At 40.1% G+C, this 24566-nt stretch carries 12 protein-coding genes and 1 tRNA gene; 7 read left to right on the top strand and 6 right to left on the bottom strand.

Translation table 11 applies throughout. The features are described 5' to 3' along the window. Nucleotides 1-459: 459 nt before the first annotated feature. Nucleotides 460-1050 carry a Smr/MutS family protein gene (locus ABD915_RS01820; RefSeq protein WP_345114329.1) on the bottom strand — a complete coding sequence of 197 codons (591 nt, stop codon included), beginning with the start codon at nt 1048-1050 and terminating at the stop codon, nt 460-462. A gap of 56 nt (nt 1051-1106) precedes the next feature. Beyond that, on the bottom strand, nt 1107-1799 hold the full coding sequence (locus tag ABD915_RS01815) for a Tim44/TimA family putative adaptor protein (RefSeq protein WP_345114430.1): 693 nt from the start codon (nt 1797-1799) through the stop codon (nt 1107-1109). A 182-nt stretch (nt 1800-1981) separates the two neighbouring features. Here ABD915_RS01815 and ABD915_RS01810 point away from each other — a divergent pair, with 182 nt between their 5' ends. Together ABD915_RS01810 and secB are read left to right on the top strand one after the other, a co-directional pair. After that, nucleotides 1982-2479, top strand: a complete 498-nt coding sequence (locus ABD915_RS01810) for an FxsA family protein (protein WP_345114325.1) — start codon at nt 1982-1984, stop codon at nt 2477-2479. Between the two features lie 137 nt (nt 2480-2616). Further along, nucleotides 2617-3093, top strand: a complete 477-nt coding sequence (gene secB / locus ABD915_RS01805) for a protein-export chaperone SecB (RefSeq protein WP_345114322.1) — start codon at nt 2617-2619, stop codon at nt 3091-3093. 52 nt (nt 3094-3145) lie between these two features. On the opposite strand, the gene ABD915_RS01800 is transcribed toward secB, so the two are convergent. Continuing rightward, nucleotides 3146-5443, bottom strand: a complete 2298-nt coding sequence (locus ABD915_RS01800) for an NADP-dependent malic enzyme (protein ID WP_345114319.1) — start codon at nt 5441-5443, stop codon at nt 3146-3148. 195 nt (nt 5444-5638) lie between these two features. Between ABD915_RS01800 and mutS the strand changes: the two genes are divergently transcribed. Next, on the top strand, nt 5639-8383 hold the full coding sequence (gene mutS / locus ABD915_RS01795) for a DNA mismatch repair protein MutS (RefSeq protein ID WP_345114316.1): 2745 nt from the start codon (nt 5639-5641) through the stop codon (nt 8381-8383). Between the two features lie 339 nt (nt 8384-8722). Here mutS and ilvD read toward each other — a convergent pair whose 3' ends face one another. The 3 genes from ilvD to ABD915_RS01780 form a co-directional block, all read right to left on the bottom strand. Continuing rightward, complete coding sequence (gene ilvD / locus ABD915_RS01790) at nt 8723-10561, bottom strand: dihydroxy-acid dehydratase (protein WP_345114313.1); 1839 nt, start codon at nt 10559-10561, stop codon at nt 8723-8725. A gap of 659 nt (nt 10562-11220) precedes the next feature. Next, nucleotides 11221-11296: transfer RNA gene (locus tag ABD915_RS01785), tRNA-Ala, on the bottom strand. Between the two features lie 115 nt (nt 11297-11411). Continuing rightward, nucleotides 11412-11792 (bottom strand): TIGR02300 family protein, encoded by a 381-nt coding sequence (locus tag ABD915_RS01780; protein ID WP_345114310.1) that lies wholly within the window; start codon nt 11790-11792, stop codon nt 11412-11414. A 184-nt stretch (nt 11793-11976) separates the two neighbouring features. Here ABD915_RS01780 and aroA point away from each other — a divergent pair, with 184 nt between their 5' ends. From aroA to ABD915_RS01760, 4 genes are all read left to right on the top strand, one after another. Further along, the gene (gene aroA / locus ABD915_RS01775) at nt 11977-13305 is read left to right on the top strand and encodes a 3-phosphoshikimate 1-carboxyvinyltransferase (protein WP_345114307.1); all 1329 of its coding nucleotides are present in this window, start codon (nt 11977-11979) and stop codon (nt 13303-13305) included. Next, nucleotides 13302-13949, top strand: coding sequence for a (d)CMP kinase (gene cmk / locus ABD915_RS01770; protein ID WP_345114304.1), 648 nt, complete (start codon nt 13302-13304; stop codon nt 13947-13949). Before aroA ends, cmk begins: the two co-directional genes overlap by 4 nt. A 132-nt stretch (nt 13950-14081) precedes the next feature. Continuing rightward, nucleotides 14082-15782: a 30S ribosomal protein S1 gene (gene rpsA, locus ABD915_RS01765; protein WP_345114302.1), complete on the top strand. Its 1701-nt coding sequence runs from the start codon at nt 14082-14084 to the stop codon at nt 15780-15782. Nucleotides 15783-15989: 207 nt separating this feature from the next. Next, a complete protein-coding gene (locus ABD915_RS01760; RefSeq protein WP_345114299.1) occupies nt 15990-24566 on the top strand; it encodes a GH36-type glycosyl hydrolase domain-containing protein in 8577 nt (2858 codons plus the stop codon).

Below are 24566 nucleotides of genomic sequence, written 5' to 3'. Positions count from 1 at the left end.
AAAAATGATAGTAACAAACCTTCATTACAGCGCATACTCAAAATGAAAAAAGCGAAAACAAAACACTTTTTGTATGGCTGATGTTTTGTAAGCGTCTGGGTATGATTTTGATAACACAACTGCCGATGGCGTTCACCAATCTCAATCTATTGCCACGCTAACCCAAATAATCAAAAATAAAGCTCGCAAATAAATGTTTACTTATTGAAAGAAAATCTAAACCTATCAAAACTTCTGTAGTGCTTTGGATATTCTTTATTTTCAAAAATGTTTTTGGTGATAATGGCAATTTTCTTATAAAATCACCAAAGTAGAATTAATTACTGTGCGTAAAAATTGAAAACAATGACATAAATGTTACGATAGAATCTTGCACTCTTATACCCACAACTCTTCCATGCTCTACAGAATACTGTACCTGATGAAACTAATATTGAATCTAAAACCGTTCAAACAGCATCATACCCTTCTCTCAAGCATACAACGGCGCAACCGAATATAAAGCGCTCCACCACCACCATGTTGACGAGCAGCTTTCTCAAATGCATGAACATAATACCGAAAAGCCGGTGTTGACAACCAATAAGGGACAAACTGATACAAAACACCATCACTCCCGTGCGACCGACCTTTTCCTGTGATTACGAGTACATAACGTAATCCTTTTTGTTGAGATGATTGCAGAAATTTTTTTAAGAAAAAATAAGCTTCTTCCTGCCCATACCCATGAAGATCAAGACGCGCTTCAAGTGGATAATGGCCTTTGGCAATTTTACTGTGTACAACACGATCGAAGAAATAAACCTCATGTGTTTGTGCAACTGTCCTCTTTTCTTTTTTAACCCCTGTTAATCTCTGTTTATTTGCCTGAATCAATGGGGAGATTTGTCTTACATGCTGTTTTTTATCGTCGATATTTGCAGCATCTTTTACAATAGAAAAATGGGACTTATCATGAAGCGGTATTGTCGTACGGCAAACCATCTCCCACAGCAGGCGGTCCTGTGGAACCAATGGATCCTTTTTTTGTCTCCATTCACCTGTGGACATTGGAATTTTCAATCTCTCATAAACTTTATTTACACAATCTTATAGACGAAAATGCCTTAATTTTCATCTTCTGTTGCAAAAAGTTTCCAGTTGGGATCTGGCGATAAGCTATTACGAACAAAAGTCCAAACATCCCTAATTTCTACAATAGCGTCAGGATCACCATCTATACGTTCTCCCTGTTCATTATAAGTGACAGAAATCATCTCACTGATAATACGCACTGTTAAAAATTGTTCTTTTTCTTGCATTGCAGCTGCAACAAATTCAATCTTATTAATTCCAACAAAAGTAAATTGAACTCTTTCATTGTTTTTTTCGCGTTGTTCAATGGCAGCACTAAAACTCTCAAAAACATTCTGAGAAAGCAATCTCTTAAGTTGATCGCGATCACCTTTAGCAAAAGCTGTCACAATCATTTCATAAGCAACTTGAGCACCCTTTATAAAAAATTGAGGAGAAAAATGAGGATCACTTTGGCGGAGTGAGCGCAAACCTTCATTCAGTTCAGTTCCCTCTGGTGAAATTGCATCAATTTCGCTAAAATCATTCTTTTGCGAATTGGCTTGATGAGGGAACGAAACAATATTGTCTATCGTTTCTGCCTCGATCTGCTTTTTAGAACGACTAGAATAAGGATCAAAGGGAGGCTTTTCAAAACCAATCCGTTTTCCTAATACATTACGAAGTTGCACAAAAACAACAACCATAATAACAAGAGCTACGAAAAATACGACATCAAATTCCATGGGCGCTGTCAATCTCCAAACCTAAGATGATCTGTAATAAACATTGCTGTCAATATCATTTATCAATAAACATGTAAAATAGGGAATCTACCATTCAAATATTTTTATAACCTAATTTTAAAGTTTAAAGAGGATAGCTTCTATAATTTTCTGCTCCAATCCTTACAAAAGGGAATTTTCATGTGATTAAATCTTATCCTATAAATCCTCGTTTTTTTATCATTATCGTCCTCGGCGCTTTCTTAGTTGAAATTGCTGGTTTTATCTTTGTTGGGAAAGAAATTGGTATTTTGGCAACTTTGAGTCTGATCATTTTGACAACACTGGCTGGAAGTATTTTATTGCGAATTCAAGGGATTAACCTCTTAAAAAATATACAAAGTGAACTTATCCAAGGACGCACATTGGAGAACAATATCATCAATGATGCCCTCATTATTCTTGGTGCGATTTTGCTTATTCTTCCTGGATTCGTAAGCGATATTTTGGGAATATTACTTCTTATTAAACCAATCCGTTCTGCTGCTCGGCATTGCTTTTCATCACTTAGCAATAAAATGAACACCCATAATACCAACGCTAAAAATGAGTCTGAAACAATAATTGATCTTAAAGCAGAAGATTACCAAGTCTATAATACTACAGAATCTCCATGGCGTAAAAATGATGATAATCCTTGAAATGCAAAAAAACTGTAATGAACTAAAAAAATAATCAACACAAGGGGAACGTTCCTTGCAACCTTTTGCAAGGCGTGATAACCAGCTTTATCTTTAGATCTAAAATAGAAATACATACATTATGAGAGGTTCGTAATATGGCCGAAGGTGAAATTAATAACAGTGGTGGAGAGCCAATTTTTGCTGTATTAACCCAATATTTAAAAGATTTCTCGTTTGAGAACCCAAGTGCTCCTCGCTCACTGCACCCACGTGAAAAGGCACCGCAAATCGATATCAACATTAACGTCAATGCCAACCCAATTGGTGATGATAATTATGATGTCGTCCTATCTCTCTCCGTCAAAGCCAATGATGACACTGAAGTACTATTTCATGTAGAATTAATTTACGGTGGTGTTTTTCATCTTAAAAATATTCCACAAGAGCATGTTATGCCGCTCGTTTTTATTGAATGTCCCCGTCTCTTGTTCCCATTTGCTCGGCAAATCATATCTGATGCCACCCATAATGGCGGATTCCCACCTTTGTGGATTGATCCAATTGATTTTGCAGCCCTCTTTCAAAAACGCGTCGCTGAAGAACAAAAAAACAGCCAAGCACAACCATCCTAGAAATTTATTTCTTCAACAAAAAGGCCCTGAAGTATCAGAGGCCTTTCATTTTTTATAACTTCTTCGCATGATAAGCAGCGAGCGTTGCAATATTAACAACGTCCGTATCGCTTCCACTAAACGGTACAATTTGGATAGATCTTTCTAATCCTATCAAAATAGGGCCAATAATGGTTGCTTCCCCGAGTTCTTGTAACATTTTACTAGCAATGGAAGAGGCATGATATCCAGGCATCACTAAAATGTTAGCAGGTTCTGTTAATCCCATAAAAGGATACTGTTGCATCAACTTCAAATTAAGCGCCACATCAGCACTCATTTCTCCATCAAATTCAAAATCAACATTGCGTTCATGTAAAATATTAACAGCATCCTGAATATGCTGTGTAACCGATCCCTTCATGCAACCAAAAGTAGAAAATGCTACAAATGCCACCCTTGGTTGATATCCGAATCCACGAACAAAAGAAGCTGTCTGTTCCGCTATATCAGCAAGTTCTTCAGCGTTAGGATCCTCGTAAACAGCTGTATCTGCAATAAATACAGTTCGCCCACGGCAAACAGCCATTGAGATGCCAAGTAACCGTTCTTTTTGTTTTTCAGCTATCACGCGGCGAATATCAATCAATGCTGTTTCATAATTGCGTGTGACCCCTGTCACCATTGCATCAGCATCCCCTAATGCCACCATACAAGCAGCAAAATAATTGCGATCATTATTGATATGATGATGACAATCACGTAATAGCCAGCCTTGGCGTTGCATCTTTTTATAAAGATAATTCGCATAAGCATCCGTGCGACAAGAAAGCTTAGCATTCATGATAGAAATGCCTTCACGATGAAGATCAATACCAGCAATAGCAGCAGTTTCCTTAACTTGCTTTTCACGACCAATCAAAATCGCCTGCCCCAGTTTTTGATGAACGTAGGAAACAGCAGCTCGCATCACCTGCTCTTCTTCACCTTCTGCAAAGACAATTTGTTTTGGTGCTTGACGAACATGATTATAAACACCACGCATTACGGAGGAAATAGGATCACGTCTCGCATGCAAATCACGCTCATAAGCCTCTAAATCATCAATATGCTTTTGCGCAACACCACTTTCCATTGCCGCTTTTGCCACCGCTATTGAAACAACAGTAAACAAACGCGGATCAAAGGGGACAGGGATAATATAATTGGGACCAAATTTTAACCGCTTGCCATGATAAGCTTCCGCAACACTGTTAGGCACTTCCTCATGCGCCAACTGCGCAAGAGCCCTTGCAGCAGCAATTTTCATGTCTTCATTGATGACTGTCGCACGGACATCAAGTGCCCCACGAAAAATATAAGGAAAGCAAAGAACATTATTAATCTGATTTGGATAATCGGAACGACCTGTCGCTACAATGGCATCATGACGCACCTGCATAATTTCTTCCGGCGTAATTTCTGGATCAGGATTGGCCATAGCAAAAATGATCGGTTGAGGTGCCATCGATTTTACCATTTCAGGAGTAAGGGCGCCTTTAGCAGAAACCCCAAAAAACATGTCAGCGCCTTCCATTGCTTCAGCAAGAGTGCGTTTATCTGTTCGAATAGCATGAGCAGACTTCCACTGATTCATCCCCTCTTCACGACCTTCATAGACAACGCCCTTCGTATCACATAATATGATATTTTCAGGTTGAAATCCCATCGCCTTGATAAGCTCAATACAAGCAATCCCTGCAGAACCAGCACCATTACAAACTAATCGCGTATTTTGCATATCGCGTCCAGTTAAATATAAAGCATTGAGTACGCCAGCAGCTACAATGATCGCTGTACCATGTTGATCATCGTGAAAAACTGGAATATTCATTATCTCGCGTAGGCGACTTTCAATAATAAAACACTCAGGTGCTTTAATATCTTCAAGATTTATGCCACCAAAAGAGGGCTCTAAATAACGTACTAAATTGATAAAACTTTCCGTGTCATTCGTATCAATTTCCAGATCAATGGAATCAATATCCGCAAAGCGCTTAAAAAGTACTGCTTTGCCTTCCATAACCGGCTTAGATGCTAGTGCACCTAAATTGCCCAAACCCAAAATAGCTGTTCCATTTGATATAACAGCAACGAGATTGCCTTTTGCTGTATAATCATAAGCTAACGCTGGATTTTGCGCAATTGCTTTAACCGGAACAGCAACACCTGGTGAATAAGCAAGTGCTAAATCACGTTGCGTTGCCATGGATTTTGTTGCAACAATTTCAAGTTTGCCTGGTCGACCACGACTATGAAAATCAAGGGCTTCTCGCTCACTGGTACTATAAACCGTCTGATGCGTTTTCTGATCATGCTTACTTTTTTTCATTGCACTTCATTTTCTCCCAAAACAGTGTAAATTCTGTTCAATAATGTTTTTCATTATCCGATTTTAAAATTTGATTTGTACGCTAGAATCTGTTCATGCGTTTCAATTCAAAGATAATAGAGATAATGAAGATAAACATTGAAGTAAACAAAAAAGGGCTTCAAAGCCTCACTTGAATAAAACGAGCACGTAAAAATGGATAATAAGAGCAACCATAAAAATGATTTAATCCCACAGCTCGCATCTTCATCTCCTCCTCGTCAAGAACGCCTTACACCGATGATGGAGCAATATATAGAAATCAAAGCAGTTAATAACGATTCTCTGCTCTTTTACCGTATGGGTGATTTCTATGAATTATTTTTTAATGATGCAATCGAAGCGGCTCAGGCTTTAGGAATCACACTCACAACACGCGGAAAACATTTAGGTGAAGATATTCCTATGTGTGGTGTTCCCGTTCATGCTGCAGATGATTATTTGCAAAAACTTATCGCCTGCGGTTATCGTGTTGCCGTTTGTGAACAGACAGAAAATCCCGCGGAAGCTAAAAAGCGTGGTTCAAAATCAGTTGTTCAGCGCGATGTCGTGCGCCTTGTCACACCCGGAACCATAACAGAAGAAAAGCTTCTTGATCCAACACGCGCAAATTATCTGATGACGCTTGCTCGCATTAAAAACAGCGAAGGAGAAGAATTTGCTCTTTCTTGGATTGATATCTCAACAGGTATATTTCGTGTAACAGAAAGCCGCCATGAAAAACTTTTAGCAGACATTATGCGCGTGGATCCACAAGAAATCATTGTAGCTGACTCTTTTTTTCATGATAAAGCACATAAATCACTTTTTAATGCTCTTGATCGTATCGCTTCACCGCAACCGACCAATCTTTTTGACACAATCACTGCTGAACGCGATATTTGCAATTATTTTAAACTCTCAACCCTTGAAGGTGTTGCTGATTATTCACGTCCAGAACTTTCTGCAATCGCTGCTGCTATTCGTTATATCGAAAAAACGCAAATTACTCATCGCCCTCCTCTCATGCGCCCTGAGCGCCAAAACGAAAGTGCTACCCTTTTTATTGATGCCGCAACCAGACTGAGTCTTGAGCTTGTTCGAACCACATCCGGTCAACGTGATGGAAGCTTACTAAAAGCCATTGATCGTACTGTAACAGGAGGAGGATCACGCCTTCTCGTTGATCGTCTCATCGCTCCTCTCACTACGCCTTCAGCTATTGATAAACGCTTGGACTCGATTGCATTTTTTCTGCGCAATACTTCTCTTGCAGAAGCTATAAAGCTCATCTTGAAAGGGGGACCAGATATGCCCCGCGCAGTTTCACGTTTGGCTCTTGGACGAGGAGGACCACGTGATATGGCCGCAATCCAACGCGGCTTTGAAATCATTGGTGAACTTAATCAGCTTCTTAATAATGAATTGCTTCCAGAGGAAATAAGTGATGTGCAAGAAGTATTCTCACATTTACCCACTGCCTTGCATTTGCATTTAGAACAAGCATTGGCTGATGATCTCCCTCTGCTTAAACGTGATGGTGGTTTTATTCGTCCCCATTATCACCAAGAACTCGATGAAATGCGCGCTTTACGCGATGAATCACGCCGTGTTATTGCCGAACTTCAAGCAAAATATGCCCAAGAAACAGATATTAAAACACTCAAAATAAAACATAACAATATCCTAGGTTATTTCATTGAAGTAACCAATTTACAAGCATCAGCTCTCACCAATACCCCGCAAGCAAAAGCCCGTTTTATTCACCGACAAACAATGGCAAACGCTATGCGTTTTACCACCACTGAACTTGCTGAACTGGAAAGCCGTATTGCCCATGCTGCTAACCACGCACTGACCCTTGAGCTGGAAATCTTTGATACTCTTGTTCATGAAATTACCGAGCAGGTTGATTTCATCCGTAAAGCTGCCGAAGCGCTTGCTATTTTGGATGTCTCCGTTGCATTAGCATATCTTGCTGAAGAACAAGGATATTGTCGTCCTAAAATTGATCAGTCACTTACCTTTCATATCACGGCAGGGCGTCACCCTGTCGTAGAGCAAGCACTACGTAAGCAAGCAGCAGAACCCTTTGTTGCCAATAATTGTGATCTCTCTGTGCAAAACAATCATCAATATGCAGCAATCTGGCTCTTGACAGGCCCAAACATGGGAGGAAAATCAACTTTCTTACGGCAAAATGCTCTCATCGCGATTATGGCGCAAATGGGTTCTTTTGTTCCAGCAACTTCAGCGCATATTGGCGTTGTTGATCGTTTATTTAGTCGTGTTGGTGCTTCTGATGATCTTGCACGAGGACGCTCAACCTTTATGATGGAAATGGTCGAAACAGCAACGATTCTTAATCATGCAAGTCATCATTCCCTTGTTATTCTCGATGAAATCGGACGGGGCACATCAACTTTTGATGGACTTTCAATTGCTTGGGCAGCCGTTGAATATCTTCACGAAGTTAACCACTGTCGCGCTATTCTTGCCACACATTTTCATGAAATGACAGCCCTTACCGAAAAACTTGATCGCCTTCATAATGTAACAATGAAAGTCAAAAATTGGGATGGCGATGTGGTTTTTCTTCATGAAGTTACGCCAGGAGCTGCTGACAGATCCTATGGAGTGCAAGTTGCAAAGCTTGCGGGACTTCCCGCAGCGGTTATTACACGTGCTACAAATGTTCTACACCAATTAGAACAAAGTGAAATGGCTGGAAAAGGACATAAACTCATTGATGATTTACCGCTCTTTTCCCTTAAAGAAACAACTGTCACCGATGAAAAAACAGATAAATATTGCGCGATTCACGAAGCCTTAAAAAATATTCATCCTGATGAGTTATCACCTAAAGAAGCTTTAAACGAACTCTATCGCCTCAAACAACTTGAAAAACAATCATCTCTTTAATAACAACTCAAACAATATATCATTTACGCATTGTTTTTAGCTTTTATCAGTTATTTTCTCTTAGCATTTCTTTTGTCACTGAGTAGTCATAATAAGCATAACCCCTCTATAGAAAGAAATAGAAAGAGCTTATATATTGTATTTCCTAGAATCGATTGTTTCACCTTCTAATGAAAGAGAAATGAAATCTATCCCTCCTAAAATCACATCACTCTATCTCTATCCGTTTCTAAAAACTCTCACTCATTAAAATAATCCAGAAAACAGCTTAGAATATTAAGCATGTAAGAAATCTTCCCCTCCCCATGCATCTTTTACAAACTGAATTCTTCACCCTAATTAAATGCTACGAACTGCACCCTTAGCAGCAGAAGTTGTCATAGCGGCATAAGCTTTAAGCGCCTTTGAAACTTTACGCTTACGCTCCTCAACCGGCTGCCAAGCAGCTTTTCCTTTTTCTTCCATTTTGGCACGACGGCGCATAATCTCAATATCATCTACCAACATATGAATAGTACGATTAGGAATATCAATCTCTATGATATCACCCTCTTCCACCAAAGCAATTGTACCTCCTTCCGCAGCCTCTGGAGAAATATGCCCGATAGAAAGCCCTGAACTCCCCCCTGAAAAACGACCATCCGTTATAAGCGCACAAACCTTCCCTAATCCTTTAGATTTGAGATAACTTGTTGGATAGAGCATCTCTTGCATTCCAGGTCCACCACGTGGACCTTCATAACGGATTAAAACGATATCACCTGAGTTAATTTCATCATTTAAGATTGCTGAAACAGCTGAATCTTGACTTTCGAAAATTCTTGCTGGACCTTTAAAAGTTAAAATTGACTGATCAACACCTGCTGTTTTTACAATGCAACCATCTTCTGCAAGATTTCCATAAAGAACGGCTAATCCTCCATCTTGCGAATACGCATGTTCCCTATCACGAATCACACCTTTTTCACGATCAAGGTCAAGGGTATCATAGCGGCAAAATTGACTAAACGCTATTTGCGTTGGAACTCCGCCTGGGGCTGCACGATAAAATTCATGAACCGTTTGTTCATGTGTCTGTTTCACATCCCAGTGGCAAAGAGCTTCTTTCATCGTTTTCGCATGAACCGTATAAGCGGATGTATCAATGAGTCCAGCCGCATCTAATTCCCCTAAAAGTCCCATAATACCACCAGCACGATGAACATCTTCCATATGCACATTCACAACAGAAGGTGCAACCTTACACAAAACAGGAACACGACGTGAAAGCTGATCAATATCCGACATGGTAAAATCCACTTCACCTTCTTGCGCCGCTGCTAAAAGATGCAAAACAGTATTGGTTGATCCCCCCATGGCAATATCCACAGCCATTGCATTTTCAAAAGCCTTGCGTGAAGCAATAGAACGCGGCAGAACTCTCTCATCATCTTGTTCATAATAACGCTTAACCAATGTCACAATTCGTCGTCCAGCTTCTTCAAAAAGTATCCGACGATCTGAATGCGTCGCTAGCACTGATCCATTTCCGGGAAGCGAAAGCCCTAATGCCTCGGTCAAACAATTCATAGAATTAGCGGTAAACATTCCTGAACAAGAGCCACATGTAGGACAAGCAGCACGCTCCATTTCAGCAACTTCTTCCTCTGAATTATTTTCAGAAGCCGCAGCAATCATGGCATCAACGAGATCAACAGCAAAATCTTGACCTTTCCATTTAATCTTACCTGCCTCCATAGGACCCCCTGAAACGAAAATTGTTGGAATATTTAAGCGTAAAGAAGCCATCAACATACCAGGCGTAATTTTGTCACAATTGGAAATACAAACAAGTGCATCAGCACAATGGGCATTGACCATATATTCAACAGAATCTGCAATGATTTCACGTGAAGGCAAAGAATAGAGCATTCCATCATGCCCCATTGCTATTCCATCATCTACAGCAATGGTATTAAACTCTTTCGCAACACCGCCAGCAAAAGCTATTTCTTGTGCTACCAATTGCCCAAGATCTTTTAAATGAACATGTCCTGGCACAAATTGTGTGAAAGAATTCGCAATGGCAATAATAGGTTTGCCAAAATCAGCATCTTTCATTCCTGTTGCACGCCAAAGGCCACGTGCCCCTGCCATGTTGCGCCCATGGGTCGATATTCTTGAACGGTAAGAAGGCATTATTTTTTCCCCTCAAATAACTCCATTTTCCCTGTTGTGCTGCAAGCTAACCTTAAAAACAAGAGCTCTCGCGCACGAATAAAGAATTATGTCTCAATAGAGACATTTAAATCACAAAATTGAAACCACGTATCAGCCCTGTTTTACAGCCCTTGTTTATAGTCTAATCAAGCCCTTTAGGCTTTCCAATAAAACTTTATTCAAAAAAATGATCTCGGGATCATTCATAGAACTAATAATTGCTGCCCCTCAAACTGCATCAAACCTTTAAAATCTAGGCAATACCGGAATAGATGTCCGCTTGATTATGGGAACAATTGTTCCTTATCATATAAAACAACCTTTATCGGTAATACCTCTCTCTCCAGATGCTTATTTTTCTATGCATAGTGATAAAACCAGCACGCGTTTTTGTGCGCACCATAAAAATAGCACTAACCTACTTTTTGCATGACAATAAAATTCTATGAATATTGCATAGCATAAAGACGCATAATGGATAACCGCAAATAGGTGAACTATGGAGTCGTTGAAAAAGAGCAGAAAAGAAATGCTAAAGGTATCATAGCACTCTCAATCAGCGCATCAGCTTCTTTTAAAAACTAATGCCCGACTAAACGAAACGCTATAATTTTTCTGAGGTCTTTTTACAGTCTTTTTGGTGGAGCTAAGCGGGATCGAACCGCTGACCTCTTGCATGCCATGCAAGCGCTCTCCCAGCTGAGCTATAGCCCCACATAAAGATGAATTCTCCCCTGTCGCTAAATAATCGTAAGAATTTTTTAAAACGAGAAAAATCGAAGATCAAGAAAAATTCGCATTCAATGAAAAGAATGCCCTTTCTTTTCTCTTAAGAATCGTCATCCTTAGAAACACCACCTCCAAGAATACCGGTAACGTCATCATCCTCGTCGTCTTCATCGTGAGATAAAAACGTGTCATCATCATCACCAAGATCCACATCACTATCTTCCAAATCAGGAATATCATCATCTTTAGAATCATCCCCGTCTTCTTCAAGAAGCATAAAGGCAGATTTTTCAAGCGCTGTATCAAGTTCTTCAGTATCAACTTCTTCCTCACTACTCGCTTCAGCTGCCGCAACTTCAAAATAAGAACGCGGATAAGAAATCCCCGTATAAGGCGATACAATAGGATCGCGATTAAGATCATAAAATTTTTTTCCCGTTTCCGGGTCAACACGTTTGGTTCCAAGTTCCTGTTTTGCCATGGACCGTGCCTCTTTTGTTAGCTATCATTCATTAAAGACAAATTTTATGCTCCTTAATCGAAAGACAATGCCTTTGTCAAAGATAAATACGTCATTCCACACGGATTTTCTCATGACGCTTCTCAAAGCATATGCTAAAGGATGCATAACCTTGTAAAATTCAGATGAAATAAATAGAACTTCTATGCAAAAAGCAATACCCATAACTTCCTACCAATCTACCAGTCTTTCTGGCAGAATTGTAATACCAGGCGATAAATCAATCTCACATCGATCCCTTATATTGGGAGGATTAGCAAGTGGTGAAACACATATCCACGGATTGCTTGAAAGCGATGACGTTCTCAATACAGCTGCTGCTATGCAAGCTATGGGGGCCTGCATTCATAGAAAAGATGATCTCTGGATTATTCGAGGAACTGGAAATGGCTGTCTCTTGGCTGCACAAAAACCTTTAGATTTCGGCAATGCCGGCACAGGTGCCCGCTTGGTTATGGGGATGGTTGGTCCTTATCATATGAAAACAACCTTTATCGGTGATGCCTCTCTTTCCAAACGCCCAATGGGACGTATTTTGGACCCACTACGATTAATGGGTGTTGAAATTGAAGCAACACACGGTAACCGTCTCCCTTTAACGCTCTATGGCCCGAAAATGGCTAACCCGATTCGCTACCGTATTCCAATGGCTTCCGCCCAAGTTAAATCAGCAATCCTACTTGCTGGCCTCAACACCGCAGGTACAACAACTGTTATTGAACCGATTCTCACACGGGATCATACGGAAAAAATGTTAAAAGCGTTTGGTGCTGAACTTGAAATAGAAACAGATGCAGAAGGAACACGTTTTATCCATCTTAGTGGTCAACCACATCTTACTGGACAAACGATTTATATTCCGGGCGATCCCTCTTCTGCAGCTTTTCCACTTATCGCCGCCCTTCTTGTAGAAGATTCTGATATCACCATTGAAAATGTACTCATAAACAACTCTCGAATGGGGCTTATCGAAACATTGTGGGAAATGGGTGCTCAAATTGAACTTTTGAACCAGCGTCAAACAGGTGGCGAAGATATTGCCGATCTGCGAGTCAAATCATCAATGCTAAAAGGGGTAACTGTGCCCAAAGAACGAGCCCCATCAATGATTGATGAATATCCAGCTTTGGCAGTAGCAGCAGCCTTTGCTGAAGGCAAAACCGTTATGCTAGGAATTGAAGAATTGCGTGTTAAAGAATCAGATCGACTGTCTGCAATTGCTCAAGGACTAAAAATTAATAACGTGGATTGTGAAGAAGGTATAAATTTTCTCATTGTTCATGGAAAAAGCTCCGCAAAAGGGGTTGGTGGTGGACACGTCACCACACATCTTGATCATCGAATTGCCATGTCTTTTCTTATCTTTGGACTGGTGTCAGAAAAACCTGTTACCATTGATGATAAACGAATGATCGCTACCAGCTTTCCAGAATTTATCCCTTTTATGCAAAAACTGGGGGGAAAAATTTCTTGAAACCTTTTGTTATAGCAATTGATGGGCCAGCAGCCTCAGGAAAAGGAACACTAGCACGAAAAATTGCTACGCATTATCGTCTTCGCTATCTCGATACTGGTCTCACTTATCGCGGTGTTGCTTATGCACTGTTACAACAAAAATTGACTCTTGATGATGAAAAAAGTGCTCTCGCTTGTGCTAAAGAACTCGATTTTAACACTTTAAATCCAACTGTTCTTTCTTCTCATGAACTTGGTGAAGCCGCTTCAAAAATAGCAATTATCCCAACAGTACGTGAAATTCTTGTTGCCAAACAACGTGATTTTACTAAAATTTTACCTGGCAGCGTACTTGATGGTCGCGATATTGGCACTGTTGTCTGCCCCGATGCTGATGTTAAACTTTATGTTCTAGCCAATGTTCAAACACGCGCACAACGTCGCTATCAAGAAATTTTAAAAAAAGGCATTCAAGCAGATTATCATGAAATCCTAGCTCAACTTGAGCAACGTGATAGTCGCGATATAACCCGCAAACAAAGCCCTTTAAAAGCGGCAAACAACGCCCACTTGCTTGATACGTCAGAATTGAGTATAGAAACGGCATTTACAATTGCATGCGCTTTTATTGATCCGATCATAAAAACGCGTATAATTAAATAAAGTCGTCAAGGTAATTTCCGGCCAAGCGCTAATTTTTCTTCCTGTATTAAGAAAAAAGGCAGAAAGTTACCCCGTATCAACACTAACCTAGCGCTTATACCTTGATAGTTAAGGTATGTATCAGGAGTTCTTATGTCACAATACAATCCTACAACAGCGGATTTCGAAGCCCTTTTAATGGAATCTTTCCAAACAAATGATCTTAATGAAGGATCCGTTGTTAAAGGCCGTATCATTGCAATCGAAAAAGACATGGCCATTATTGATGCTGGACTTAAAGTCGAAGGACGTATTCCACTCAAAGAATTTGGAGCTAAAGGAAAAGACGGTTCTTTACAAGTTGGAGATGAAGTCGAAGTTTATATTGAACGCATTGAAAATGCGATGGGTGAAGCTGTTCTATCACGTGAAAAAGCGCGGCGCGAAGAAAGCTGGATTCGTTTAGAAGAAAAGTTCAATGCTGGTACACGCGTCGATGGTGTTATCTTTAGCCAAGTAAAAGGAGGCTTTACAGTCGATCTCGATGGTGCTGTTGCTTTCTTGCCTCGCAGCCAAGTTGATATTCGCCCCATTCGCGATGTTTCACCTCTCATGCATAATTCACAGTCTTTTGAAATTTTGAAAATGGATCGTCGTCGTGGCAATATCGTTGTCTCACGCCGTACTGTCTTAGAGGAAAGCAGAGCAGAGCAACGTTCAGAAATCGTCCAAAATCTTGAAGAAAACCAAATCGTTGAAGGTGTGGTTAAGAATATCACCGATTATGGTGCTTTTGTTGATCTTGGTGGGATTGATGGTCTCTTACATGTCACTGATATGGCGTGGCGACGTGTTAATCATCCATCTGAAATCCTTACAATTGGTCAAACGATTAAAGTTCAAATCATTCGCATCAATCAAGATACGCATCGTATTTCTCTTGGAATGAAACAACTTGAAAATGATCCTTGGGAAACCATCAGCGCCAGATATCCAATTGGTAAAAAAATTACTGGTGCTGTTACCAACATTACTGATTATGGTGGTTTTGTTGAAATCGAACCAGGAATTGAAGGACTGATCCATGTTTCCGAAATGAGTTGGACCAAGAAAAACGTTCATCCTGGAAAAATTCTATCCACATCACAAGAAGTAGAAGTTGTGGTTCTTGAAATTGATCCTTCTAAACGACGTATTTCTCTTGGTTTAAAACAAACATTTGAAAATCCATGGGTCGCTTTTGCTAATAAATTTCCTGTGAATTCGCAAATCGAAGGAGAAGTCAAAAATAAAACAGAATTTGGTCTCTTCATCGGGCTTGAAGGCGATGTTGATGGTATGGTTCACCTCTCCGATCTCGATTGGAATCGTCCTGGTGAACAGGTCATTGATACTTACAATAAAGGTGATATCGTTAAAGCCGTGGTTCTTGATGTTGACATTGAGAAAGAACGCATCTCTCTGGGAATCAAACAACTTTCCAGTGATAAAGTTGGAGAGGCAGCAGCAGCGGGTGAACTTCGCAAAGGTGCTGTTGTGACGTGCGAAGTTACTGGAATCAATGATAATGGCGTTAATGTAAAATTGGTTGACCATAATCTTGAAACAATCATTCGTCGTGCTGATTTAGCACGTGATCGTGACGAACAACGTCCTGAACGTTTTGCTATTGGTCAAAAAGTTGATGCCCGCATTACTGCATTCGATAAGAAAACACGCAAACTTTCAGTTTCCATTAAAGCTTTAGAAATTGCAGAAGAAAAAGAAGCTGTAGCTCAATATGGCTCAACAGATTCTGGTGCTTCTCTTGGTGATATTCTTGGTGCAGCTTTAAAAAAGCAAGAACAAGAATAGTGGATTAAGAGTTATAGTTGAAAGTAAGGCCGCTCGTTTTTCTAGCGGCCTTTTTATTCTTTAATATCACCTTCTTAGTTCTTCAATCATCTGATCAAAAAATTGCAAACACTTCCAAATAAAAATAAAAAGTTTATTATTAAAATAAAATGCCAACAGCCTGTTGAATAAAAAAGAAACCGCATCATTAAATGGCAATATTATATTATGGCACCTAAAATATCTTTTATGAAGTGTTTTTTTTCTCAAAAAACAAAAGCCCGCTATCTTGCTAAAACTAGTTTTCCTATTCGTTCAACTTATAAATCCGAAGAAGAACTTTATAAATTAGGCCATGATATAGCCTCTGGAAAAGAAATTTTACTTCCTGAATATGAAAGGGAAAATAATTTTCGTAAACGCTTGATCGAAAATGCCAAATTTATTCTTTATGCTTTTCACAGCAGCGATGTTGCTTCTCGTAACAATGAAACGATTGCACCCTCTGCTCAATGGCTTATTGATAATCATTATACCATTGATAAAACCATACAACAGCTGCGCTGCAACTTCCCACAATCTTTCATCAAGCAGCTTCCCCTTTATAAAAAAAAAGCTGAAATTCCACGCGTTTTTGTTATAGCTTGGCTTTATATTGCGCATACAGATAGCAGATTTTTGCAAGAAACATTCACCGCTATAGTCAATGGATTTCAAGAAATTTGTAACCTTACAATTGGTGAATTGTGGGCTCTACCTTCTGTCGTACGTATGCTGTTAATTGAAAATGTTCGCCGTATTTCATTGCGTATTGAGAAAACACAGCATATGCGTCATCTCGCTAATCAGGTGGCCGACAAAATTGCTCTTGCAGAAAATGAAATCAAATTACACAGTCTTTTCACTCTTTATGAAGAATTAACCGCAGATTCAACCTTTTCAGCTCATTTATTCTACCGTTTACGAGGCGCTTCTGTCGATTCAATAGTGGCATTAAATTGGCTTGAAAAACAATTGCATCGTCAAGGTAGTAGTCCAGAAATTGCAACCGCCGATGAACATACCCGTCAAGCAGCAGATGGTGTAACCATGGGCAATATTATTCGTGCCCTCAAAACTATTGATGATGTTGATTGGACAGTGTGGTTTGAAAGCGTAAGTTCTGTTGACTCTGTCTTGCGTGAAAATAGCGAATTTTCTGAAATCGATTCTCATTCACGCAATATCTATCGACAAGTGATTGAAACAGTTGCACGCCGTTCCTCTCTCAGCGAGGTTGAAGTTGCGCGTAAAGCTTTAGAATTAACACTCTCAGCCTCTAAATATAATTCTCATCATAACAGTTCTTCTATTGGATGGTATCTGATCGAAGATGGGCGTTATACTTTTGAAAAAGCTTGTGGATACTCTCCATCCCTTTTTATAAAATGGATGCGTGCCTACCGTCGCTTGAAAATAGGAACCATTGCAATTCCTGTTTCTCTTTTAACGCTCGCTCTTTTACTGACAGTCTACGTTTTATTACAGACATCAGGCTTAACTCCGTTGAGGGCAATTCTTTTTACAGCCTTAGCGGTTTTTCCTGCCATGGATGCTGCTTTCTCTCTCTTTAATACTCTTGTTTCATGGTTTACTCCATCAAAACAGCTTATTGGTTATGAGTATAAAGAAGGTATTCCAAAACACGCGCGCACAATGGTTGTTGTTCCTACTTTAATCACATCACGTGATTACATTGATGAGCAAGTGCATAATCTTGAAGTGCACTATCTTTCTAATCCAAAAGGCGCCATTCATTTCGCTCTTATTACGGATTGGAGTGATGCTTCATTAGAAGAAACACAAGATGATCTTGATCTGCTACACTATGCGCAAAATAGTATCGCTAAACTTAATCATCGTTATCGACGTGATGATATCCCCCTCTTTTTTCTTTTACACCGTCGGCGTCTTTATAATGCCAGCGAAAAATGTTGGATGGGGTGGGAACGTAAACGTGGTAAACTCTATGAGCTTAATCTCTTATTAAGAGGAGATAAAAATACAAGCTTCTACGCTCCAGATCCACAGCTTCCCATGGATTGCCGTTTCATTATGACTTTGGATTCAGACACACGTCTTACCCCTGAAAGCATTACAAAACTTGTTGGAAAACTTAATCATCCACTCAACTCTCCCATTTTTGATCTCCAAAATGAGAGAGTTGTAAAAGGTTACAGCATTTTACAACCCCGTATCACACCTTCTCTTACTACAGGAAAAGAAACATCAATTCTGCAAAGAATTTTTTCTACCAATCGTGGCATTGATCCTTACGTCTTTGCTGTATCTGATACCTATCAAGATCTTTTAGGAGAAGGAACTTTCACCGGTAAAGGTCTTTATAACATTGATGCATTTAAAAAAGCACTTCATGGAAAAATTAAAGAAAATACTGTTCTCAGTCATGATCTTTTAGAAGGAAGTTACGCACGTACCGCACTCGCGACTGACGTAGAAATAATTGAAGATTACCCAACAGCCTATAATGTCGATGTTACCCGTCACCACCGTTGGATTCGTGGTGACTGGCAGCTATTACCCTACCTCTTACATTGGCGTCAAATTAACCTTATCACTCGCTGGAAAATGCAGGATAATCTACGCCGTTCTCTCACACCATTTATGTGGCTCATCGCAGCAATCGCAGGGTGGTCTCTTTTACCGTTAAAGGCAGCTGTTGTCTGGCAAATATTCTTGCTGCTTAGTCTCTTCATCTCCCCAATTTTGGGTGTGTTTCAAACCATCATTCCTTCTAGCCTTAATCATTCTTGGCGTGGATACCTTCAATCAATTTTGAGCAAAATTGCTTTTACAGCCGCAGAGATATTCCTTAAAACCACGTTTATTGCCCATTCAGCTTATTTCATGACTGATGCAATCATCCGCACACTTTACCGCATGTTGATTTCAAAACAACATCTGCTTGAATGGAAAACCTCCGCCGCCACAAAATCTATTCCTAATAGTTTAGACTTCTATGTCCTTACAATGTGGCCAGCATCACTTATCGGAATTATTGCTATAACACTACCTATGCTTTCACATTCCCCAGCAAGCTTTGTCGCCTTACCCTTTGGACTAGCATGGTTTTTCTCACCCTTCATTGCATGGATTGTTAGCCAACCATTAACATCTCAAGATACCCTTGATATATCTTCAAACGATAAAAAAACACTCCGACGTATTGCACGAAGGACTTGGCTTTATTATGCAACCTTTGTTAATGCAGAAAATAATCATTTACCACCCGATAATTTCCAAGAAGACCCCAAACCTGTCGTTGCTCAACGCACTTCACCTACAAATATTGGCGTTTATCTTCTTTCCACTATTGCAGCACGTGATTTTGGCTGGATTAGTTTCGAAGAGACCATTACACGCATCGAATGCACTTTAAGCACTCTCGCAAAAATGGAAAAATTTCGTGGTCATCTCTATAATTGGTATGCAACTGATACACTCAAACCTCTCTTGCCAACCTATGTTTCAACTGTCGATTCAGGAAACCTTGCCGGCCACTTGGTAACGCTCTCTTCTGCTTTAAGTGAATGGGCTAAAGCACCTCATATTTTTTTGCAAAGTGATCTAGCAGGTTTATTTGATGTTAAAGATATTCTTGAAGAAACTCTCAAAGAGATTCCAGAGGATCGAAATATTTTACACCCCTTACGTCAACAAACTGAAGAGCGTATAGCTCATTTTCATTGCGCTATTAAGTCTCTCATAGAAAATCCAAACGCTATTCCTTTTCGCACCATTAACCTCTCACGTGCAGCTCGTGATATTGTCCACTTAGCAGCCAAACTGGATCAAGAAATCCAAACAGCAGAATCCGCACGCACGCTCTCTTGGGCTAAATGCCTTGTAGAAACCTGCGAAGCTCATCATCATGATGCTACCGGTGATTATGATAACGAAAAAATACGCCAAAAATTAAACACTTTAGCTGCAAATGCACGACAAATAGCCTTTGATATGGAATTTGACTTTTTAGAACAGCCTGAACGGCAACTCTTATCTATTGGCTATCGTGTTCAGGAAAATAAACTTGATGAAAGCTGTTATGACCTTCTCGCTTCAGAAGCTCGTCTCGCAAGTCTTTTTGCAATCGCAAAAGGCGATATCAAATTCAAACATTGGTTTCATCTTGGCCGATTGCTCATCCCGGTTGGTTGGAGAGGAGCCCTCTTATCATGGTCTGGATCCATGTTCGAATATTTGATGCCATCTCTCATCATGCGTGAACCCTCAGGATCAATACTGGATCAAACTAATCGATTAATTATTCGTCATCAAATACAATACGCCCGCGAACGAAGATTGCCATGGGGTATTTCAGAAGCCGCATTTAACGCTCGCGATCATTTAATGAATTACCAATACGCCAGTTTTGGAGATCCGAAACTCGGACTGCAACGCGGTCTTTCACGCAATGCAGTTATTGCTCCTTACGCAAGCCTTTTAGCAGCACAATACATGCCAACACACGCCGTAAAAAATTTAAAACGGCTGCGTGACCTTGGAGCCTTAGGAACATATGGCTATTATGACTCTGTAGATTTTACTCCTTCACGTGTGCAAAAAGGAGAAAAATACGCCATTGTACGTAATTATTATGCACACCATCATGGCATGTCAATTCTTGCTATCAACAATGTCATTTTCGAAGGACAGATGCGTAATCGCTTTCATCGTGATCCCGTTATTGAAGCAACACAATTGTTATTACAAGAAAGAGCTCCGCGTCAAATTCCTGTCATTCACACAAAAACGACCAATCCCACGCACAATAAATCCCAAGAGTTTGATAACGTTCCTACGCGCATTATCACTAACCCGCTTCTCAAACCTCGCGCAACTTTGCTTCTATCAAATGGTCTTTATTCTACAATGTTAACAGCGAATGGTTCCGGTTATAGCCGTTGGCATGATTACATGATCACGCGTTTTATTCCTGATATTGCAGAAGATCAACAAGGTACTTTATTCTTCCTGCGCGATACACATAGTGGACGCTGGTGGTCTGTAACTGGTGAACCAACACGCGTTGCTGAAGAAGAAACGATTAGCATTTTTACAGATGAAAAAGCTGAATATATGAAAATGGTTGATGGTATCATATCAACACTTGAATGTCTCGTTACATCCGAAAATGATGGTGAAGGTCGACGTCTCCAGCTTATGAACACAACCAACAAAGATCGCCTGATTGAAGTTACCTCTTATGGTGAATTAGCGCTCGCAACAATGGATACTGATTGCATCCATCCTATTTTTTCACGTATGTTTATAGAAACAGAAATTGCTGATTCAGGAGGAACAATTTTTGCCAAAAGACGCAAACGCGCGCCTAATGATCCCGAGATCCATATAACCCATTTTGTCACCAATAAAGCTGGAACCATTCCAGAAGCAGAATCTGAAACCGACCGTTCTCTGTTTATAGGCCGTGGCCGATCTATTCGCCGACCGGCTGCATTTGATAAAAATGCTCGTTTTAGCGGTAGCCAAGGCTGCGTTCTAGATCCAATCATCTCACTGCGCTGCCGTATAAAAATTCCCGCACATGAAAAAACTGAACTCATTTTTTGGACTTTTGCTTCCAATTCAAAAGAAATGCTGCAAAATCATGTGAAACATTATCGACAACCCAACATGTTCCAGCGAGAATTTTCAATGGCATGGACACGTTCACAAGTTGCATTATACCAGAGCGGCATCCACCCTAGAGAAGCCATTACTTATCAAAAATATGCAACATCACTCATCTATCCAGACCGCACATGGCGCCTCCCTCCCGAAATATTAGCAAAAACTCTTGGCAAACAATCTGACCTTTGGCCAATGTCCCTTTCAGGAGACAATCCTATCTGCCTTTTAAGGTTAGATAATGAAATGGATATAACTGTACTTCGTGAGCTCCTCAAAGCACACGAATATTGGCGTACGCGTGGGTTGATTATTGATCTGGTTATTTTGAATGAGCAAGCATTTTCTTATATACAAGATACGCAACGCGCTATTGAATGGGTATGCGAGTCTTATCGTCACCATACGAACGAAACCAATGAGCGCCAACATATTTTCACGCTTCGGCGTGATCAAATGAATGAACAGAGTTTTAAGACGCTTCTTGCATCGGCCCGGATTATTCTTCATGCCCAAAATGGATCTTTGTCTGAACAGCTCAAACGTATGGAAAATATTGATTCTGATTTGGCTGCCCGCAATAGCAATCAAGAATTGAATAATAAACTAGGCCACAGCCAATATGACAAAAGAAGGCAAGTAGCAACACTAACCGAGCCAAAGCCGTTTACTTCTATTGGTCTTATCAGCCTCCAAAAAAACTCACTCCATCCTGCTAATGGACAAGATCTAAAATATTGGAATGGTTATGGCGGTTTTAATCATTATAATCATTACGTCGTGCGTCTTAAAGGACACACAAACACACCACATCCGTGGATTAACGTCATTGCTAATAACAGCTTTGGCTTCCACGTATCAGCTGAAGGAGAAATTTTCACATGGTCCAATAATAGCCGTGATTACCAGTTGACACCTTGGACTAATGATCCCATTTCTAACCGTCCAGGGGAAGCACTTTACCTTGTCGACCGCTTGTCTTTAAAACGTTTCTCCCCCATTTCTGCCGTTGAATGTGATGAAAACGTTATTTATGAAACTTGCCATGGTTTTGGATTCTCAACCTTTAAATCTATACACTCAGAAATCGCATTAGAACTTACCCATACAGTTGATCTGAAAAAACCAATTCGCCTTTCACGCCTTATCATCAAAAATGAAGGGAAAACGCCACGAAGCTTACGTCTCTATAATTACGTTGAATGGGTTTTAGGGAATGTTCGTACAAAATACGCCCCCTTTATCATTCCCTATTATGATCCAAAACGTGGTGCACATTTTATTCAGAATCCCTATAAAATTGAAACATCTCAACAAGTTGCATTTTTATCAGCATCCGAAATACCAACCAGCTTTACGACAGATCGTCTCGAATTTATTGGCTCTACAGGAACAGTCAAGCATCCACGTGCACTCCGTCAAGCGGGAGCGCTTTCAAATACAGTTGAAGTAGGTTGCGATCCTTGCTCAGCATTAGCCTATGATATTGATCTAGCACCTAACCAAACAAAAGAGATTATCTTCTATCTTGGTAATGCTGAAAACATGCAAGAAGCTAAAAAATTGCTGGACCATATACGTGTAAAGGATTTTAATATTCTGCTTGCACAACAAAAACAACAATGGAACGATTTCGTTTCTCCACTCCAAGTCAAAACACCGGATCCCTCTTTTGATATTATGGTCAATCATTGGCTCCCTTATCAAATCTATGGCTGCCGTATTATGGCACGTGCAGCTTTTTATCAAGCCAGTGGCGCATTCGGCTTCCGCGACCAATTACAAGATAGCTTGTCTTTGCTCCCACTTGAACCACAACTGGCACGTCAACAATTGTTAAACGCTGCTGCCCATCAATTTCTCGAAGGTGATGTACAGCATTGGTGGCTCTCTCATACCAATGCGGGGGTGCGCACACGCATTTCTGATGATATCGTTTGGTTAGCCTATGGTACCGCCCTTTATGTTAACACCACTGGCGAGTACGACTTTCTTGATGCTCCCATTGCATTCATTGAAGGCCCTCCTCTGAATACAGAACAACAGGATGCTTATTTTCAACCCACGCAATCTCAAAAAACAGCAACACTTTATGAACATTGTGCTTTAGCTTTAGATCTTGCTATCAAACGTTGTGGTCAACATGGTCTTCCTCTCATCTTAGGTGGAGATTGGAATGATGGCATGAATTTAGTGGGTATTGGAGAAAAAGGTGAAAGCATTTGGTTGGGTTGGTTTCTTGGTACTACATTACAAGCATTTATTCCTCTTGCTAAAAAACGTGGCGATCATAACCATGCTAAAACATGGAGTACATACCTTAAACGTTTGACTACAGCTTTAGAACAAAACGGTTGGGATGGTGCTTGGTATCGACGTGGTTATTTTGATGATGGAACGCCCCTTGGCTCTAAAATAAATGATGAATGCCAAATTGATACCATTGCGCAATCTTGGGCTGTCATTTCTCAAATGGCATCACTTAAACGCCAAAAACAAGCAATGGATTCGATGCTTGAACATTTATGGGATAAAAAGGCCAACCTTATACGTCTTTTTTGGCCGCCTTTTGATAAAAGTAGTCTCGAACCGGGTTATATAAAAGGTTATCCACCAGGCATTCGAGAAAATGGCGGTCAATATACTCATGGTGCTATTTGGAGCATTCTAGCGCTTGCTGAGATGGGTGAAATAGACAAAGCTTATTCTCTATTTTCTATGATCAACCCTATCACCCATGGTCAAAATCCTGAAGTTTATCGTGTTGAACCTTATGTTATGGCTGCAGACATCTATGCCACTGAACCACGCCGTGGACAAGGTGGTTGGACATGGTATACAGGTTCAGCGGGATGGTTCTACAATGCTGCTATACAAGCCATTCTTGGGATTCAACATCAAGGCAATCTGTTGTTTTTGAAACCATATTTACCCTCCTCTTGGCCCGAATATGAAGCAAAAATAAAATTTTACGATGCTATTTATACCATTAAAGTCAAATGGGGATCTGAAAATATGCTTAGTATTGATGGTAAGAAATATGCCAAATTTAACACAGGAATAAAGTTAAAAAAAACAGGTAAACATGAAATCACACGTGTTCTTAAATCTTAA

Origin of the sequence: Bartonella jaculi (genome assembly GCF_039543045.1) — a bacterium.
GTDB lineage: Bacteria > Pseudomonadota > Alphaproteobacteria > Rhizobiales > Rhizobiaceae > Bartonella > Bartonella jaculi.
Note: the sequence above shows the minus strand (reverse complement) of the source record. Positions and strands in the feature narration are given on the sequence as shown.

Coding starts and splice junctions, on each gene's coding strand:
- mutS (WP_345114316.1), top strand. CDS start 5,639: ATGGATAATAAGAGCAACCATAAAAATGATTTAATCCCACAGCTCGCA.
- secB (WP_345114322.1), top strand. CDS start 2,617: ATGGCCGAAGGTGAAATTAATAACAGTGGTGGAGAGCCAATTTTTGCT.
- ABD915_RS01820 (WP_345114329.1), bottom strand. CDS start 1,050: ATGTCCACAGGTGAATGGAGACAAAAAAAGGATCCATTGGTTCCACAG.
- rpsA (WP_345114302.1), top strand. CDS start 14,082: ATGTCACAATACAATCCTACAACAGCGGATTTCGAAGCCCTTTTAATG.
- ilvD (WP_345114313.1), bottom strand. CDS start 10,561: ATGCCTTCTTACCGTTCAAGAATATCGACCCATGGGCGCAACATGGCA.
- ABD915_RS01760 (WP_345114299.1), top strand. CDS start 15,990: ATGGCACCTAAAATATCTTTTATGAAGTGTTTTTTTTCTCAAAAAACA.
- ABD915_RS01800 (WP_345114319.1), bottom strand. CDS start 5,443: ATGAAAAAAAGTAAGCATGATCAGAAAACGCATCAGACGGTTTATAGT.
- aroA (WP_345114307.1), top strand. CDS start 11,977: ATGCAAAAAGCAATACCCATAACTTCCTACCAATCTACCAGTCTTTCT.
- ABD915_RS01780 (WP_345114310.1), bottom strand. CDS start 11,792: ATGGCAAAACAGGAACTTGGAACCAAACGTGTTGACCCGGAAACGGGA.
- ABD915_RS01815 (WP_345114430.1), bottom strand. CDS start 1,799: ATGGAATTTGATGTCGTATTTTTCGTAGCTCTTGTTATTATGGTTGTT.